Origin of the sequence: uncultured Aquimarina sp. (assembly GCF_947500065.1) — a bacterium.
Taxonomy (GTDB): domain Bacteria; phylum Bacteroidota; class Bacteroidia; order Flavobacteriales; family Flavobacteriaceae; genus Aquimarina.
On the sequence record NZ_CANMQT010000016.1, the window covers coordinates 1 to 16,836 of the forward strand.

The window sequence follows — 16,836 nt, forward strand, 5'->3', positions numbered from 1 at the left end:
TATCAGAATAAAACTCCATAATTCCAGCGTATCCCTCCGAAAAAATTGTCCGATCAAAATGGACAATTGCACCTAACGTTGCTTGTATGTTGCGTTTGCTTCCCGAAGGGAGCATATGCAATATACAACCTGTTATGTCTTTTTTATTTTATTCAAATAGTTGTTTCATCTCTTCATTCGCTGAGTTTTCAGCAAGCTTTTCGCCCAAACTCCGTATTTCATTTTCCCAATTTTTCCATTGTTCACTATTAGGGTTGTTAACGGAAATTTGAGTCTCAATATTTCTTGCAATCACATTATATTCATAAGATACTCCGTCAAGAGCTATTCCGTTATTTGCAGTAAACAATTCTAGGTCATTAACCTTCCAAACAGGATCATTAATTCCGTTAATTTGCTCCTCAAAATGAAGCTCTCTCACCTTTCCTTTTGAGTTATAAAGAAAGATACCCTGAATTAGTTTTTCAGGATTTTTAATGCCTCGGAACTCACTTTCGTTAAATTTTATGGTAATTAAACCTCCAAAACCTACAAATGACCTACTTATTTTGGCAATCCAAATGTAATCAACTTCTATTTCGTTATCTCTCCAACCTTTATCATTTCTTATTGTATGCCCTCCGCTATAAAGTCCGTTTAATCCAAATTTAAGAGCAAGAGATTTTTTTACAGTTTGGTTAAATTGAAAAGTATTTAACTCATAAGATTGTTTTGTTTCTTCTCTACTCATTTTTTGTAATTAGACATAACGTTTAATATATGTGTCGTAGCAGGGCAAAATGTTACCCAATTATCGACAAAAACTGCGCATTGGTTGCTAACTTTTACATTCTGCAAGCATTGCGCTTTACCAAAAATACAAGAACCATTCGATTGATCACTTAGCTGCTATGACCACATATATATTGTTGTAACCAGTTTTATATTACTGATTTTCTTGATATGTTCGATAGACTTGTATTTCCTTGCTTTATTAGTCTCTTAGCAACTTCTTTTCTTCCTTTTCCGTCATGTTCATCTACATATTTTGATTCTTCTATGGTCAATAGTTTTACATTCACAAATAATATTTCTTCAAGGCTCAACTTTAACCTATTTGGAACGTATTCAGATGGCAGTCCTAACAATAATCCAATTTTTTCCTTTTCTTCATTCATTTCATCTGGAAAAGGAACATTAAAGGCATCTGTAGAAATATAGGTATGGTCTTTTATTGAATAAAGAACGTTAGGATTATTTGCACAAATTTGGCTGGCTTTGTATAGCAATGAAAATTGCCATGAATTTTTAGCCTCATCTATATTATTCCATTTTTCATTGCATTCTACAAATAACTCAAGACCAAGACCATTATATTCGAAATGGTCAGGATTATTATCTCTGTCAGAATAGGGGTCACTTAATCCATCACTTGCAAATATGGTTCCACTTTCAGTTTTTATCATTAAGAATGATTGTCTCAAACCTGGCCACTGAGGACCACCTAAAAAAGCAGGATTTATAACATGCGATATCACATCCGAATTGACATCTCCAAGTTCTGACCAAAATTTTTCTCTTTCATTTAAAGATTTTTCAAAGTGTTCTTCAGTAGTCATATTTATAAATTGGTTACAACGTTTAATATATGTGTCGTAGCAGGGCAAAATGTTACCTTGTTTTTTGATATTTCTGCGCATTGGTTGCTAACTTTTCCATTCTGCAAGCATTGCGCCTTACCAAAAATACAAGAATCATTCGATTCAGCACTTAGTTGCTATGGCACATATATCGTGTTATCAGCTTTTCTTTTTTTAAGATTTGTTAGTCTTCACTTCTAAAACAGGTTATTAGTATATTTTCTTTATTAATAAACACTGTACTTATATCAAAAGTATTTTCCGTTAATGGGTTCCAACTTGATCCATTCTCATTTGACCTCCATTGATTGTTAAACCAATTTGAATAACAAAAAGAGTCATTATTAAATTTATTAAGCAGTTCCGTATGAAATTTTTTAGCTATCTCGGTTGGAGTTATTCTAGAAGAAGAATATGCAATGTCAAATTCTATTGAATCTAAAAGCAATTCAGAACATTTTAAGAATTCAATTGAGTTCCATTTTTCTCCCAGTTCATTCCAGCCTTCAATTTTGCAAATTTCGTCAAGTTTTGATATTTGATTTTTTTCGATAGATAAATCTATATCAGATATAGAGTATAGATATGCATTTCCCCAAATATATTCACTCATATTTAATTCTTCGAATATATCTTTTTTATCCATATACTTTTAATTGCTGATAACGTTTCTTGTATGTTGCGTTTGCCTGCCGAAGGCGACATATGCAATATACAAATTGTTGTACTTAGTGATTTTTTAATTTCAGCACGATTTTATTATTTCCAAGTAAAAAATAGTCAGTTTTATTATCTCGCACAAATTCGGTCAGTATTAATTCCTCGTTTTCAAATTTCCAATTGAATTGTTTACGTTCTTTACTCATGGAGTTTACCAGTGTCACAACATCCATATTTTTATGAGGATGGCTTGTACCAAAATAATTCCTCACTTCGTACTTGTCGAAGTCTTTAAAGTTTTTCAATTTTCCATTTTTTTCGAATATCACATTCGTACTACTTTTTAGGTTAGCGTATGTTCCCGCAATTAGATTTTCATTAAAGTAATTTGTTATGCTTGAACTTATTTTATGTACTCTATCTTGGTTTTCAAGAAGACTTTTTAAATCATTCCTTTTACCGAAAACATATTTTGTTGAATCAATTCTTTCCTGATTGGGGAACTGAGTTAATAATAGTTTATCTTTTTCTTTAAATAATGCATACTTTCCTCCAAAGGAATTAAATACAGCTAGAGTATCAGAGTTGTAATTCAGTTTGTAATTCAATTCTATAATAGAACCATAACTTTTTAATGAATCGTTTTTTATTTCCAAAAGAATCGCAAACCAAGTTGGTGGTTGCAATCTATATTTAGCAATTTGTTTATCAGCAAGTATATTGTCAAAATAATTGTTTAGCCCCCAAACACCATTTAATTCGGAAACATTCGATTTGGGTGTTTGTAATTCAACCCTTTCTTTTTTTTGTTTTGAATTACAGTTCAAACAAAGGAAAATTATTAATATGTAAATTGCGTTTCTCATTAAGTACAACGCCAAATATATGAATCGGAGCAAGGCAAGCAAGCCTGAACCAATCGATCTATCTGCGCATTTTTATTTCTTGATTAATTTATAAAAATCTAGCGCCATTGCAAAAAGGAAATGACCATTCGATCTAACACTAAACTTTGCTCTGATTTTATATATAATGTTGTAGGGAGTTTATTTTTTCAGGAGATTTTCAAATTTACGTGGACTATTACTTTCAAATTCCCAATCAATAATTGGTTTTGGAAATTCTATATACCAATTATCTTTTATTAATTTATGGTTTATAATCCAATCATATTTATGATCTCCAATCATTTCAAATTCCGCATGAATAGTTACGTCAAACCAAAACAATTTTGTTAAAAGTTCTTCAAATTTTTCAATCCACAAATGCCATTCATATTCCAGAGTTCTGTAACTCGCTCCAAATGTTATTATCTGATCTCTAAAAATTCCTTGTTCGTTTGGTACTGAAAACATACTTCGATTTATCCAAGGAAATTCCGAATCATTTTCCGGTAAACTATTTATTATCTCAATATTCATTCTATGCAACTTATAATAGTCTTCAGTTTTCCATGTCGCTCCGTTTATTCTTCCGTATATTATAGTATGATGTGCCATTTTGTTTAATTACCTACAACGCCAAATATATGAATCGGAGCAAGGCAAGTAAGCCAGAACCAATCGATTTATCTGCGCATTTTTGTTTCTTGTTTAATTTATAAAAATCTAGCGCCATTGCAAAAAGAAAATTACCTTTCGATCTAGCATTAAATTGCTCTGATTTCATATATAATGTTAGCAATTTTTTATTTAAGACGCCACTATTCAGTCACTTTCATTTTTAAGAGTCTTATAGTTTGACTAAATTCGGAATTCTGTTTAGGTGAAGTCTTATATGTCCAATTTCCTCGGTTTTTTAGTATTATTTTCAGAACCCAAGGGTCATTCTTAGAAAATATTTGAGCAGTTAGAGAGGTTAACATATAAAGTTTTGTCCACCAATTGTTATTTGGATCATAATGCTCTATATCTTTAATGTTTGAATATTTGAAAGTTCTAAATTCCGAATAATCAATTGCTTTAATCTCAACATGATCAGTCCAAATTTTTATTAGAGGGTATCCTTTTTCATCTAATACAAGTGCTTCATTTTCCATTAGCAATGTTTTATTCCTTTAATTCGTGCCAACCGGATTTCGCATTCATTCCATATCTTTTCAAGGTGATTTCTTTTCTTTTGAATCTCAATTCAACTAATGCTGCGATATTTTCTTTTCCATTCATCCATACCAATTCATTATCTACTAATTCCTTAATTAGTTCAATTTTTAATTCATCTGAACTAAGTTTCGTGTTGTTTTCATAACTCAAAAGACAGGATGTTCCATCCATATAAACAATGATTTGAAGTTTAAGTTTACCTCTTAGTTTTTGTTGGGCATCATTTGTTATATGTTTAGTTAGCAGCTTTATTAATTCATTTTTATCTTTTTTTGCGGTTTCAATTTCACTCTCTAAAGCAAACCTCTTGGTGTTACAACCTTCAAATTTTTCTTCATAAATATTTTGAGAGTATGAGTATAAAGAAACCAAAATAGAGAAGAGTAATAGGTTTTTTTTAATCATAATATTGAATTATTGCTAACGCCAAATATATGAATCGGAGCAAGGCAAACGAGCCAGGACCAATTGATCTATCTGCGCATTTTTATTTCTTGTTTAATTTATAAAAATCTAGCGCCATCACAAAAAGGAAATAACCTTTCGATCTAGCACTGAACTTTTGCTCTGATTTCATATATAATGTTACAGGTAGGCATTTTTTAACAAGATGTCCAATAACTGAATTTTATTAATTTTCCATTATTGATTTCAAGCACTATTCCGTCGTCTCTCTTTTCGTGATGAACACTAAATGAGCCATTTAATTGACCTTTATCTATCCGATCTTTGATTTGTTTTCCAAATATTTCCGCAAGCGTATTCAATTCCGTTTCACAATTCAATTTATGTTTTCCATAAACTAGTTCAACAGAGTTATCATTCTCAAAATCAATCTTTTCAATTAGATATTTTTCTTTTTCATTTCCGGTAAATTTCACCTTTTCATAATCAAGAGTAAAGTATTTGACTCCTTGCCATTCAGAAGATAGCCCTCCGCAATCATAGTTCGGTTCAAATTCTCGGTTTGGATTCCCAAATTTTTCGACAATTTTTGATTTCGAAGAAAAGAATTTGAGTTCATTGAATTCAAACTTATCAAAATCCAAGTTCTGTCCGAAACCTATTTGAGTTGATATTAATAATATTAAGGTATGATATATTTTCATTATTTATTCTGCTTACCTGTAACGTCTCTTGTATGTTGCGTTTGCCTGCCGAAGGCGGCATATGCAATATACAAATTGTTACCACCTTTTTTATATTTCGTTTTCAAGTAGGTAAAAATAGTTTTTGAGTCCATAAGAATATTTACTCTGATCAGAACCTAAAGTTTTGAATTCCTTTTTCAATACCTCTATTAAATCAGATTTTATATTTTTTCCTTCAATTTTTGCGCAGTTTAGTTTTACCCAATGAATTTTTGAAGAATTAGGAAAGTCTATCAATGCTTTTTCCAAATCAGGGTTATCATATTTGTTTTTATCTGCTAATCCGATAAAATAGCTTATCGCGAATTTCTCACTTTGGTATTCGTTCCATCCTTTTTTGTCTGTTTGTTCAGAAACGTGTCCAGTTGCAACTGATTCTAGGTATGCATAAATATTTAAAAGCTCTTCATCTTTATATTTGTCAGCTAAATCAATCATTTCTTGTCCTCTCTTTTCAAAGAATTCTTTTTCATCTAATAATCTATTTATAAATGAAATTCTTAGTAAATCAGAAGCTACTTTTCCATTAACGGGCATTTGGTTATTATCAAGAATCAATTTCGAATTTAGTAATGCTGTTTTAATAGAATCTTTAGGACTTGATTTTTTAGAGAGGTGTTTGATTTTGTTATATGCAGATAGTTGTAAGTATTCTTTACTGTCAGAACCAAAAGTACTTTTAATTGTATTTATATCTTTTTCTAAAAAGTATTCTTGGATATTATTATTCCACCAATCTAATTCCCAATTCATATCTAGGAAAATCAACTCGTATGCACTTTTAGAATCCTTAGATTTAGTTTTTACTATTAAATCTGACCGTTTTTTAATTTGATCGACTTGACCGTGAATGATATAAATAGCTTTGTCAATTCCAGTATGATTTTTGGGATGATTTGCTTTTTTCCAATGTTCAATTGCTTTTAAATAATTATCTATATTTAAATAGCATTCACTTAACCAAACATCAACTCTATAATCCGTGTCTTTTGTCTGTTTATAAATTTCATAATGTTTAATAGCCGTTTTATAATCTCCAATTCGATGACTTTCTATTGCATATTCTAAATTGAAATTTAATTCATTTGGATATTTCTCATAAGCAGATTTATGTAAATCATAAGAGACTTTTGAATCAATATTGTATAATGCTCCACCAATCAGATATTTTTGGTATTCATTTGTGGCTTTAGAAACTAATTCATTTATACACTCGTCACAGTCTTTATTTACTAAACAATTTGAAAAGTACTTTAAAGCAGGAGTTATTTCAGTTTGAGCTTTTTTTATTTTTTCTGCATTGTTTTCAGTATCAACTTGAGCATTACAGTTAAAGAACAAAATATTAAGGAATATGAATAATAATTTTTTTCTCATTTTTGGTAATTGGTGGTAACGCCAAATATATGAATCGGAGCAAGGCAAGTAAGCCAGAACCAATCGATTTATCTGCGCATTTTTGTTTCTTGTTTAATTTATAAAAATCTAGCGCCATTGCAAAAAGAAAATTACCTTTCGATCTAGCATTAAATTGCTCTGATTTCATATATAATGTTAGCAATTTTTTATTTAAGACGCCACTATTCAGTCACTTTCATTTTTAAGAGTCTTATAGTTTGACTAAATTCGGAATTCTGTTTAGGTGAAGTCTTATATGTCCAATTTCCTCGGTTTTTTAGTATTATTTTCAGAACCCAAGGGTCATTCTTAGAAAATATTTGAGCAGTTAGAGAGGTTAACATATAAAGTTTTGTCCACCAATTGTTATTTGGATCATAATGCTCTATATCTTTAATGTTTGAATATTTGAAAGTTCTAAATTCCGAATAATCAATTGCTTTAATCTCAACATGATCAGTCCAAATTTTTATTAGAGGGTATCCTTTTTCATCTAATACAAGTGCTTCATTTTCCATTAGCAATGTTTTATTCCTTTAATTCGTGCCAACCGGATTTCGCATTCATTCCATATCTTTTCAAGGTGATTTCTTTTCTTTTGAATCTCAATTCAACTAATGCTGCGATATTTTCTTTTCCATTCATCCATACCAATTCATTATCTACTAATTCCTTAATTAGTTCAATTTTTAATTCATCTGAACTAAGTTTCGTGTTGTTTTCATAACTCAAAAGACAGGATGTTCCATCCATATAAACAATGATTTGAAGTTTAAGTTTACCTCTTAGTTTTTGTTGGGCATCATTTGTTATATGTTTAGTTAGCAGCTTTATTAATTCATTTTTATCTTTTTTTGCGGTTTCAATTTCACTCTCTAAAGCAAACCTCTTGGTGTTACAACCTTCAAATTTTTCTTCATAAATATTTTGAGAGTATGAGTATAAAGAAACCAAAATAGAGAAGAGTAATAGGTTTTTTTTAATCATAATATTGAATTATTGCTAACAATTGTATATAGTTACAAAAGGTAACTATATATCTATTTTGTGAGGAGGCTAATTTAGTAAATCTTTTATGCCTTTGTAGGATTTTATTGCTACATGAGTATATATTTCTGTAGTTTTAGTTGATTTATGACCTAATAATGCTTGGATATATCTCAGGTCAGTGCCCTCCTCCAAAAGATGTGTAGCAAAACTGTGCCTTAGCATATGAGGAGATACTTTTTTTATAATAGATACTTTCAGAGCAGCTTCTTTTACCACCTTTAAGATACTCGAAGGACTATATGGACTCCCAGTATTTGCCCCTTCAAATAAATATACTTTCGGCTTATAGGCTTTGTAATAACTTCTTAAAAGAAGCAGTACACTCTTGTTAAGTATCGTGTATCTGTCATGATTTCCTTTAGCCTGTTTTACTTTGATTAATAATCGTTTACTATCAATATCCTCTGGTTTTAAATGTAATATCTCACTTCTGCGAAGCCCTGAAGAATATAAAAGACTAATAATACATTTATGTTTCAGATTAGTAGTGGCTTCAATCATTTTTATAATATCACCTTTTGCAAGTATATCAGGCAGTTGAATAGATTTTCTTGGTCGTTCAATACTATAAAATCGATTTGGCATTCCCATAACTACTTCATAATAAAACTTAATACTATTAATAGCCTGATTTATATAACTGTCAGATTTGTTTCTATGAACCAAAGATTGTAGATAGTTCCGTACCTCGTCTTCAGATAGCTCGATGATTTCTTTATCCGGATACGTGTTTATGAATTTTTCGAATTGAGAAATATAAGTTTTACAAGTACTTACCGAGTATCGTTTAAGCTCTAGTTTTAATAAATATGCTTCTGGAACATACTTAAAAGAATTTGTCTTAGAACGATTCCGATACCAATTAATATCCGGCAATGCATTTTCTCTAATCACCTTTTCCTTGAAAAAGAAGTTACAGTTGATGCGGGCTATCCCCCTAAATTTGTTGAAAATCAAATCTAAATTTTTCTTGGTATTCATAATATATACCATTCCGTATTGATTGCTCCACTTGGGATTAGGTAATTCTTTGATTAAAGCCTGAATTACTTTATCAGGATAGAATTGTAAACCTATCATTTTCTGTTGCTTAATCAATAAGTGCTTAAGAGTAATATGCTTATTAATAGGATTCATGTGTGTCAAAGATGTATCAATACATAATCAATTGCAATCAAAGCCGTAGAATTAAACGTTTAATAAACGTTTAATTCTACAGGTAACATTTATCATATAATAGACACATAACTATAAGATGAAGTAAAATGATAAAATGTTTGTACTGTAAGTCAATAATAACTGGAAGAAAAGATAAAAGATTTTGTAACTCTTATTGCAAATCTGCTTATCACAATATTCAGAATCGCGAAAAAGAAGACACATTTTTTAAAAAAGTAGATAAACAACTAAAAAAGAATAGAAAAATATTAAAAGGTTTTAATAAAGCTGGTTTAGTAACTGTGCGTAAAGAGAAATTAGTAAAGGAAGGTTTTGATCCAAAGTATTTTACACATTACTGGAAAAATAACAAAGGACAAGTATATCTTTTCTGCTATGAATATGGCTTTCTGGAGTTAAAAGAAAACACCAAAAAGAAATACCTTTTAGTCATTTGGCAATCATACATGGATACTACTTAGATTTTAACATATACTGTTAATAAAAGAGTGTTTTACTACTCAGATTCTTTAAAACCCACTACCATAAGTGGGGGAGGGGTACTTATACAAGTGGGGGCATACGTGTCAGAATACGGTTAGGGGTACTTGTACTAGTGGGTGTATGAGTGTTAGAACACAGTTAGGGGCACTTCTATAAGTGGGTACTCCTACCCAAAAGGTTGTCTAGGGGTACTTCAAACAGAGGCATGCCTATACCTAGACACAAGTGGCACCTGTGTTAGAGCTAAGCGTTACTTCTATTTGAAGTACCCAGTGGGTACTGTAGAGGTGGGTAGGGGGTACTTATGAAGTACCCTAAACAAATTGACAACTGTTAATTTTTTAACTAATATAGTTCCAGATATTTTTGTGTTTAGCAAGTTGTTGATAGGTAAACAACAATATCTTATTTTTCTCTAGCGCTAGAGAAGGGTCTTCTTTTAGAATTTTCATGGCGTAGTATCGGGCAGTTTTCAGGATGTCATTATCTCGTACGATATCTGCTATTTTTAGATTTAAAACACCACTTTGTTGAGTACCCATAATATCTCCTGGTCCACGTAATTTTAAGTCTACTTCTGCAATTTCGAAGCCATCATTGGTTCGAACCATAGTTTCTAGCCGAGTTTTACTATCAGATGATAGTTTATGACTAGTCATTAGGATACAGAAACTCTGTTCTGCTCCACGACCCACGCGACCTCGTAACTGGTGTAACTGCGAGAGCCCGAAACGTTCTGCACTCTCTATGATCATCACACTGGCATTGGGCACATTAACACCCACTTCTATCACCGTTGTGGCTACCATAATATTGGTTTCTCCTTTTACAAAACGCTCCATCTCATAATCCTTATCTGCTGGTTTCATTTTGCCATGTACTATGGATATTTGATAATCCGGAGTAGGGAAGGAGCGGGCAATACTTTCATATCCATCCATCAAATCTTTATAATCTAATGCTTCGGATTCCTGGATTAGAGGATATACAATATAGATTTGTCTTCCTTTTTGGATTTCATCAGCAATAAATTTAAAAACCTTTAGACGATTGCTATCATATCGATGTACCGTTTTAATAGATTTTCTTCCTGGTGGTAATTCATCAATCACTGAAATATCCAGATCTCCATACAGACTCATGGCTAATGTTCTAGGTATTGGCGTTGCTGTCATGACAAGAATATGGGGTGGATACGTGTTCTTATGCCAGAGTTTAGAGCGTTGTGCTACACCAAATCGATGTTGTTCATCTATAATTGCTAGGCCTAGATTTTTAAACTTCACTTTATCTTCTAATACAGCGTGTGTACCAATAAGAATATGTAATGTACCTTCTTCTAATTCCTGATGGATTATACGGCGTTCTTTGGTCTTAGAACTACCCATCAATAGTTTTACATTGATGTCTAGGTCTTTGGTTAATTCTACAATTCCTTGATAATGTTGATTGGCCAAAATAGCAGTTGGCGCCATCAAACATGCCTGGAAACCATTATCTAGAGCTAATAACATGGTCATTAATCCTACAATTGTTTTCCCAGATCCTACATCTCCCTGCAGCAGTCTATTCATTTGCGCACTGCTACCAATATCCTTTCGAATTTCTTTGATTACTCGTTTCTGAGCATTGGTTAACTCAAATGGTAAGTGATGATTGTAGAAATTGGTAAAATATTCTCCAACCTCGGTAAAAGGAAATCCTTTGATCTTTTGTTTACGAATTAGTTTTTTAGTAATTAATTGTAGTTGAATATAGAAAAGCTCCTCAAACTTTAATCGATATTGCGCCTTGGCTAGTAATTCTTGATTTTTTGGGAAGTGAATATTAAGAATTGCTTCACTTTTATGAATAAGTTTTAATTCATTACGTATTTCTTCAGAAAGGGTGTCATAAAACCGTGCTTTGGTATCTAGAAATAATTGCATCATCATTTTGCTAAGTACCCGATTGGTAATGCCTTTATTCGATAATTTTTCTGTGGAAGGATATACGGGTTGCATCATCACCTTTAGGTTCTTTTCATGTTCCGTAAGCAATTCCATCTCTGGATGTGGCATACTAAACCCATTATAGTATTTAGTCTTACCAAAAATTACATAAGGGGTGTTTAGTTTTATATTTTCCTTAATCCATTTATGACCTCTAAACCATACCAATTCCATTTCTCCGGTATCATCCATAAATTTGGCGACTAAACGTTTTCCACGTTTTTGTTCAACCATTTTAAGGTTTACAATTTTGCCAACCATTTGTACCTCTGCAGAAGTACGTTGCAATTCATTGATTTTATAGTAATTGGTCTTGTCGATATACCGATTCGGAAACAAATTCACCAAATCCTGATAGGTATGAATACCTAATTCTGTGCGTAATAGATCCGCACGAGAAGGCCCAACACCTTTTAGATAATCAATAGGAGTTTGTAAGATATTTGCATTCATTAGAGCGAAGATACTATTAATCAGAAAAATGTTCAAAGCAAAACGTGTCACATTACCAGACTAAAATCGTTATTTTGGCAGAACATTTGATTATTGATACATATGCGATTTATTTTATATCTAATTATACTTTCTATTTCCTTTGGTGGTGTAGCACAGCAAACTAAAGAGGTGGATTTTTTGACAGGAAAAGTGAATGTTTTTTTGGAGGCTAGTTTCAAAAAAATAGAAGGAAAAGTAACATATACTTTTAAAATTCTTCAACCAACATCATCTATTACTATTGATGCACAGAAGATGCAAATTATGGGTGTTTCATTAGATGGAACAGCAACAGATGTAGTATATGATGATAAAAAAATACAAGTTACTTCGGATTTTAAAGTGGGAGCTGAGCATACTATAGAAATTCAGTATATCGCTGTTCCTAAAAAAGCACTGTATTTCCTAAAGGACTATCAAGGGAATGACCAGATCTGGACACAAGGACAAGGAAAATATACTTCTAACTGGTTGCCGAGTTTTGATGATATGAATGAAAAGGTAGTTTTTGATATGGTTATCAATTATGATGCGGATTATGAAGTAATAACCAATGGAAAGTTAGTTGATAAACAAGCTGTAAATGATTCTATCCAGCGATGGGAGTATGATATGCAGCAACCAATGAGTAGCTATTTACTGGCATTGGCAATAGGGAAATACGACAAAGTGGTTGAAACTTCAGAAAGTGGTATTCCACTAGAAATGTACTATTATCCAGAGGATAAGGACAAGTTCGAATCAACCTATAAGCATAGCAAAAAAATGTTTGATTTCCTTGAAAAGGAGATTGGATATGCTTTTCCTTGGCAAAATTATAAACAGATTCCTGTAAAAGATTTTCTATATGCCGGGATGGAAAATACCGGAACTACTATTTTTTCTGATGCCTTTGTAGTAGATAACATAGGATTTAATGATCGTAATTATATCAATGTAAATGCTCACGAATTGGCACATCAATGGTTTGGTGACTTGGTAACAGAAACAGAAGGAAAACATCATTGGTTACAAGAAGGTTTTGCTACCTATTACGCATTGCTGGCAGAGAAAGAAATTTTTGGAGAAGAATATTTTCAGTATAAGTTGTATGAAAGTGCTGAGCAACTCACAGAACAGGCTAAGGCAACTGATGCCACTTCTTTGCTGAATCCTAAAGCAAGTTCTCTTACTTTTTATCAACGTGGAGCTTGGGCATTGCACGCACTAAAAAAAATAATCGGAGATGCTAATTTTAAGATTACTGTCAATAACTACTTAGAGAAGCATAAATTTGGTAACGTAACTACTTCTGATTTTATTACTGTAGCAGAAGAGGTAAGTGGTCAGGATTTAACCGAGTATCAGAAAATATGGTTAGAAGCCATTGAGTTTCCATCTCAGGAAGCATTGGATATATTAACAACCTCTTCGTTTATTAAGAAATATTTAAGCCTGGCAGGTGAGCGCACTCAACCCATAGCCGGAAAATGGGGGACATTAGCTACGGCTTTAGACTTTCCGATCAATGAGTATTTAGGTCAAGAAGTGATCTACCAATTAGAAGGAGATACATCAAAAGAAGCGATTGCATTGTTTACTAAAGCTTTTGAGACCAATAATATATATGTACGTCAGGCAATTGCCAATACCATGAGTAGCATACCCAAAGAGCTAAAAAAACAATATGAGTCTTTGTTAGAAGATGAATCCTATGCTACTATAGAGCCAGCATTATATCATTTATGGGCTAATTTTCCTTCAGAAAGAACTCGATATCTGGATCAAACTAAGGATGTCATTGGTTTTCATGATAAAAATGTAAGAATACTTTGGTTAGTTTTAGCACTTAGTACACAAGAATACCAGAAAGAAAAACATCAGCAGTTTTATACGGAGTTATCAGGATATTCTTCTTCAATACATCATTTTAGTACGCGAGAGAATGCTTTTACTTATTTAGAGAGTCTTAACGCTTTTTCGGATCAATCTCTTGTAGATTTGGTGGATGGAGCAGTACATTATAATTGGCGATTTAGGAACTTTTGCAGGAAAGTTTTAGATAACCTTCTGAAGAAGCCTAAATTTCAAAAGAAATATGTAGATTTAAAGGGTGATTTGCCAAAGAGGCAACAAGATTTTTTAGAAAAGAAATTAACCCCATAAATGAGAGTATGCGTGCATTAGTAATTTCCGGAGGAGGCAGTAAAGGAGCTTTTGCAGGAGGAGTTGCACAATATTTAATTCAGGATTTAGGTAGACATTATGATATGTTTATAGGCACCTCTACAGGAAGTCTTTTGGTATCTCATCTAGCATTATCTAAAATAGAAGAAATAAAAAGCTTTTATACTTCGGTTAATCAATCTTCAATATTCAGGAATTGTCCCTTTATAATAAAAAAAAAGAGAGGCTATAATAGTATTAGTATCAATCATTTTAATGTGTTAAGTAATCTAATTAGAGGCAGAAAATCCTTTGGAGATAGCAGAAATCTTAGAGAACTTATCGAAAATGCTGTTTCTAAGAAGTATTTTGAAACCTTACAATCTGGGACTAAAGATGTAATAGTAACGGTAACTAATTTATCAACGAATGAAGTAGAGTACAAGTCTATTAAAGAATGTACGTATGAAGATTTTCTGGATTGGATATGGATATCGTGTAATTATCCACCTTTTATGAGTTTAGTTCGTAAAAACTTTTGTGATTATGTAGATGGAGGCCTTGGATCAATGGTTCCAATAGAAGAGGCGATAAAAAGAGGAGCTAAAGAAATAGATGTGATCGTATTAGAAACAGAAGTTAATTATCTCAATCGCATGCCAACAAAGAATCCGTTTACCCTAATTACAAGTATGGTGGATTTTATGATGGATACTATAGAACACCAAAATATTAGAATTGGTAAATTTGCTGCATCACAAAAAGAGGTAGCCATGGATTTGTATTATACGCCTACAGTGCTAACTACAAATTCATTAATTTTTGAAAAAGAAAAAATGACACAATGGTGGACTAAAGGTTATGAGTTTGCCAAAAAAAAGAATACATCTAATAGACTATAATACATGCGAGCATTAGTAATATCAGGAGGAGGAAGTAAAGGAGCGTATGCAGGTGGCGTAGCTCAATATTTGATGCAGGAAGAAGGAAGGGAGTATGATCTTTTTCTCGGAACATCTACAGGTAGTTTGTTGATACCTCAGTTGGCTTTGGGCAATGTAGAGAAGGTATATGATATTTATACAAACGTTAATCAGAATACCATCTTTAGTGTTAATCCTTTTAGAACCAGAAAAAAAGGAAACCGTGAGTTCGTATCGATCAATTTTTTTAATACGGTAATGCAATTTCTGAAGCGCAAAAGAACCTTTGGAGAAAGTAAGAACCTACGGAAAAATATTCGTAGAAATTTTTCTGAAATAGAATTCGAGCTGGCCAAGAAGAAAGTTAAAGATGTAGTAGTAACGGTTTCTAACCTAACCAAAAATACTACAGAATATAAATCCATTAATGATTTCTCCTATGAGGATTTTTGTGATTGGATCTGGATTTCCTGTAATTATGTTCCTTTTATGAGTTTAGTGACTAAAAATGATTGTGAATATGCCGACGGCGGTTTTGGATGTATGGTGCCTATTCGAGAAGCGATCCGAAGAGGAGCTACCGAAGTAGATGCCGTTATTTTAGAATCCGAAAATATGGAGCATAATAAGGTCTTAGGTAAGAATCCATTTTCTTTAATGGTCAATCTCTTTAGTTATATGTTTGATCAGGTAGAAGGCCATGATACAGTGGTAGGTAAATTAGCGGCTAAGAATAAAGATGTGGTGCTCAATTTATATTATACACCTTCTAAATTGACAGAAAACTCCTTGGTTTTTAATAAAAAATTGATGCGTAGCTGGTGGCAACAAGGTTTCGATTATGCTGCTGACAAGGCAAAACAAGCAGAAGATAATAAGTTGAAGGATATTAATATGGCCGGATAATCTCTGTTTTGATAAGATAGGTTCGGATAACTCTATAATGAAAAATATAGCTTTTTATAACGAAGAATTTGAAATCCATGGAATTTCCATTCCAAAATTTGAATTAAAAGAAGGTGAGCTAGTTAGAATTTATAGTTCTAGAATTTACCCTGAAAATGTGCCAGTAAATTTTGATTTGACCCTTGAATTGATTCGTCGATTTCAAAATAAAAAAACTGATTTTCCTTGGGCTAGAAACTACAACCAGAATTCGATTATTGAATATATAAAGCCATTAACAATAAAAACTTATTTAATTAATAAAATGCATATTAATATTCAAAGTGCAGTCAGGATAGTTGATGAAATAGGTATTACATTGCATGAAAAATTTGAATATTTAGGTTTTACAAAGAAAAAGGCATTAATCATTAAAGCTAATTTTGAAAAGAACAAGTGTATCCTTTTCGATTACTATGGTGTGGATGCGATGGGGATTGATTTTTTAGAAAAAATCATTAATGTAGAAATTGAAAGAGGAAAGTCTGCCATTGCATTTGATAATTTATATTATGCGCACCAAACTGAACCTTACTCAAATATTACACCTATAAGAATAGCTTCAGGATTTAACCCATATCTAATTAAAACTAATCCGCCATTGCATTTTTAATGGCGTCCTGGCGGGCTATCCACTATATCTTTTTTATAAGTACCCTTCGATAATCTCAGTGCACTCATAAAATAAGATTAGA

General features: G+C 32.1%; 19 protein-coding genes. 5 read left to right on the forward strand and 14 right to left on the reverse strand.

Annotation, left to right across the window (positions count from 1 at the left end; genetic code table 11):
• Window positions 1–148 precede the first annotated feature (148 nt).
• From Q0975_RS26140 to Q0975_RS26200, 13 genes are all read right to left on the reverse strand, one after another.
• Window positions 149–730: a hypothetical protein gene (locus tag Q0975_RS26140; protein ID WP_299443147.1), complete on the reverse strand. Its 582-nt coding sequence runs from the start codon at window positions 728–730 to the stop codon at window positions 149–151.
• A 190-nt stretch (window positions 731–920) separates the two neighbouring features.
• Window positions 921–1,598 carry a suppressor of fused domain protein gene (locus Q0975_RS26145; protein WP_299443150.1) on the reverse strand — a complete coding sequence of 226 codons (678 nt, stop codon included), beginning with the start codon at window positions 1,596–1,598 and terminating at the stop codon, window positions 921–923.
• A 205-nt stretch (window positions 1,599–1,803) separates the two neighbouring features.
• Window positions 1,804–2,265: a hypothetical protein gene (locus tag Q0975_RS26150; RefSeq protein ID WP_299443153.1), complete on the reverse strand. Its 462-nt coding sequence runs from the start codon at window positions 2,263–2,265 to the stop codon at window positions 1,804–1,806.
• 82 nt (window positions 2,266–2,347) lie between these two features.
• A complete protein-coding gene (locus Q0975_RS26155; RefSeq protein WP_299443156.1) occupies window positions 2,348–3,106 on the reverse strand; it encodes a hypothetical protein in 759 nt (252 codons plus the stop codon).
• 219 nt (window positions 3,107–3,325) lie between these two features.
• Window positions 3,326–3,778 carry a hypothetical protein gene (locus tag Q0975_RS26160; RefSeq protein WP_299443159.1) on the reverse strand — a complete coding sequence of 151 codons (453 nt, stop codon included), beginning with the start codon at window positions 3,776–3,778 and terminating at the stop codon, window positions 3,326–3,328.
• 203 nt (window positions 3,779–3,981) lie between these two features.
• A complete protein-coding gene (locus Q0975_RS26165; protein ID WP_299443161.1) occupies window positions 3,982–4,317 on the reverse strand; it encodes a hypothetical protein in 336 nt (111 codons plus the stop codon).
• 10 nt (window positions 4,318–4,327) lie between these two features.
• Entirely contained in the window at window positions 4,328–4,786 is a 459-nt protein-coding gene (locus Q0975_RS26170) for a hypothetical protein (protein ID WP_299443164.1), read from the reverse strand.
• 197 nt (window positions 4,787–4,983) lie between these two features.
• Entirely contained in the window at window positions 4,984–5,490 is a 507-nt protein-coding gene (locus Q0975_RS26175; RefSeq protein WP_299443167.1) for a hypothetical protein, read from the reverse strand.
• A gap of 90 nt (window positions 5,491–5,580) precedes the next feature.
• A complete protein-coding gene (locus tag Q0975_RS26180; RefSeq protein WP_299443170.1) occupies window positions 5,581–6,909 on the reverse strand; it encodes a hypothetical protein in 1,329 nt (442 codons plus the stop codon).
• Window positions 6,878–7,078 (reverse strand): hypothetical protein, encoded by a 201-nt coding sequence (locus tag Q0975_RS26185; protein ID WP_299443173.1) that lies wholly within the window; start codon window positions 7,076–7,078, stop codon window positions 6,878–6,880. The genes Q0975_RS26180 and Q0975_RS26185 overlap by 32 nt, the downstream gene beginning before the upstream one ends.
• 34 nt (window positions 7,079–7,112) lie before the next feature.
• The gene (locus tag Q0975_RS26190; RefSeq protein ID WP_299443161.1) at window positions 7,113–7,448 is read right to left on the reverse strand and encodes a hypothetical protein; all 336 of its coding nucleotides are present in this window, start codon (window positions 7,446–7,448) and stop codon (window positions 7,113–7,115) included.
• A gap of 10 nt (window positions 7,449–7,458) precedes the next feature.
• On the reverse strand, window positions 7,459–7,917 hold the full coding sequence (locus Q0975_RS26195) for a hypothetical protein (protein ID WP_299443164.1): 459 nt from the start codon (window positions 7,915–7,917) through the stop codon (window positions 7,459–7,461).
• A 69-nt stretch (window positions 7,918–7,986) separates the two neighbouring features.
• A complete protein-coding gene (locus Q0975_RS26200; RefSeq protein WP_299443176.1) occupies window positions 7,987–9,117 on the reverse strand; it encodes a tyrosine-type recombinase/integrase in 1,131 nt (376 codons plus the stop codon).
• A 128-nt stretch (window positions 9,118–9,245) separates the two neighbouring features.
• Here Q0975_RS26200 and Q0975_RS26205 point away from each other — a divergent pair, with 128 nt between their 5' ends.
• A complete protein-coding gene (locus Q0975_RS26205) occupies window positions 9,246–9,620 on the forward strand; it encodes a hypothetical protein (RefSeq protein ID WP_299443179.1) in 375 nt (124 codons plus the stop codon).
• Window positions 9,621–9,983: 363 nt separating this feature from the next.
• Here the strand turns inward: Q0975_RS26205 and recG are convergent, their stop codons facing one another.
• Window positions 9,984–12,086: an ATP-dependent DNA helicase RecG gene (gene recG, locus Q0975_RS26210; protein WP_299443182.1), complete on the reverse strand. Its 2,103-nt coding sequence runs from the start codon at window positions 12,084–12,086 to the stop codon at window positions 9,984–9,986.
• Between the two features lie 102 nt (window positions 12,087–12,188).
• Between recG and Q0975_RS26215 the strand changes: the two genes are divergently transcribed.
• From Q0975_RS26215 to Q0975_RS26230, 4 genes are read left to right on the forward strand one after another with little or no spacing between them, the layout of a single operon-like run.
• Entirely contained in the window at window positions 12,189–14,273 is a 2,085-nt protein-coding gene (locus tag Q0975_RS26215) for a M1 family metallopeptidase (protein WP_299443185.1), read from the forward strand.
• A gap of 8 nt (window positions 14,274–14,281) precedes the next feature.
• Window positions 14,282–15,175 carry a patatin-like phospholipase family protein gene (locus Q0975_RS26220; protein WP_299443188.1) on the forward strand — a complete coding sequence of 298 codons (894 nt, stop codon included), beginning with the start codon at window positions 14,282–14,284 and terminating at the stop codon, window positions 15,173–15,175.
• 3 nt (window positions 15,176–15,178) lie between these two features.
• A complete protein-coding gene (locus Q0975_RS26225; protein WP_299443191.1) occupies window positions 15,179–16,102 on the forward strand; it encodes a patatin-like phospholipase family protein in 924 nt (307 codons plus the stop codon).
• Between the two features lie 37 nt (window positions 16,103–16,139).
• Window positions 16,140–16,754 (forward strand): hypothetical protein, encoded by a 615-nt coding sequence (locus Q0975_RS26230; RefSeq protein WP_299443194.1) that lies wholly within the window; start codon window positions 16,140–16,142, stop codon window positions 16,752–16,754.
• Window positions 16,755–16,836 lie beyond the last annotated feature (82 nt).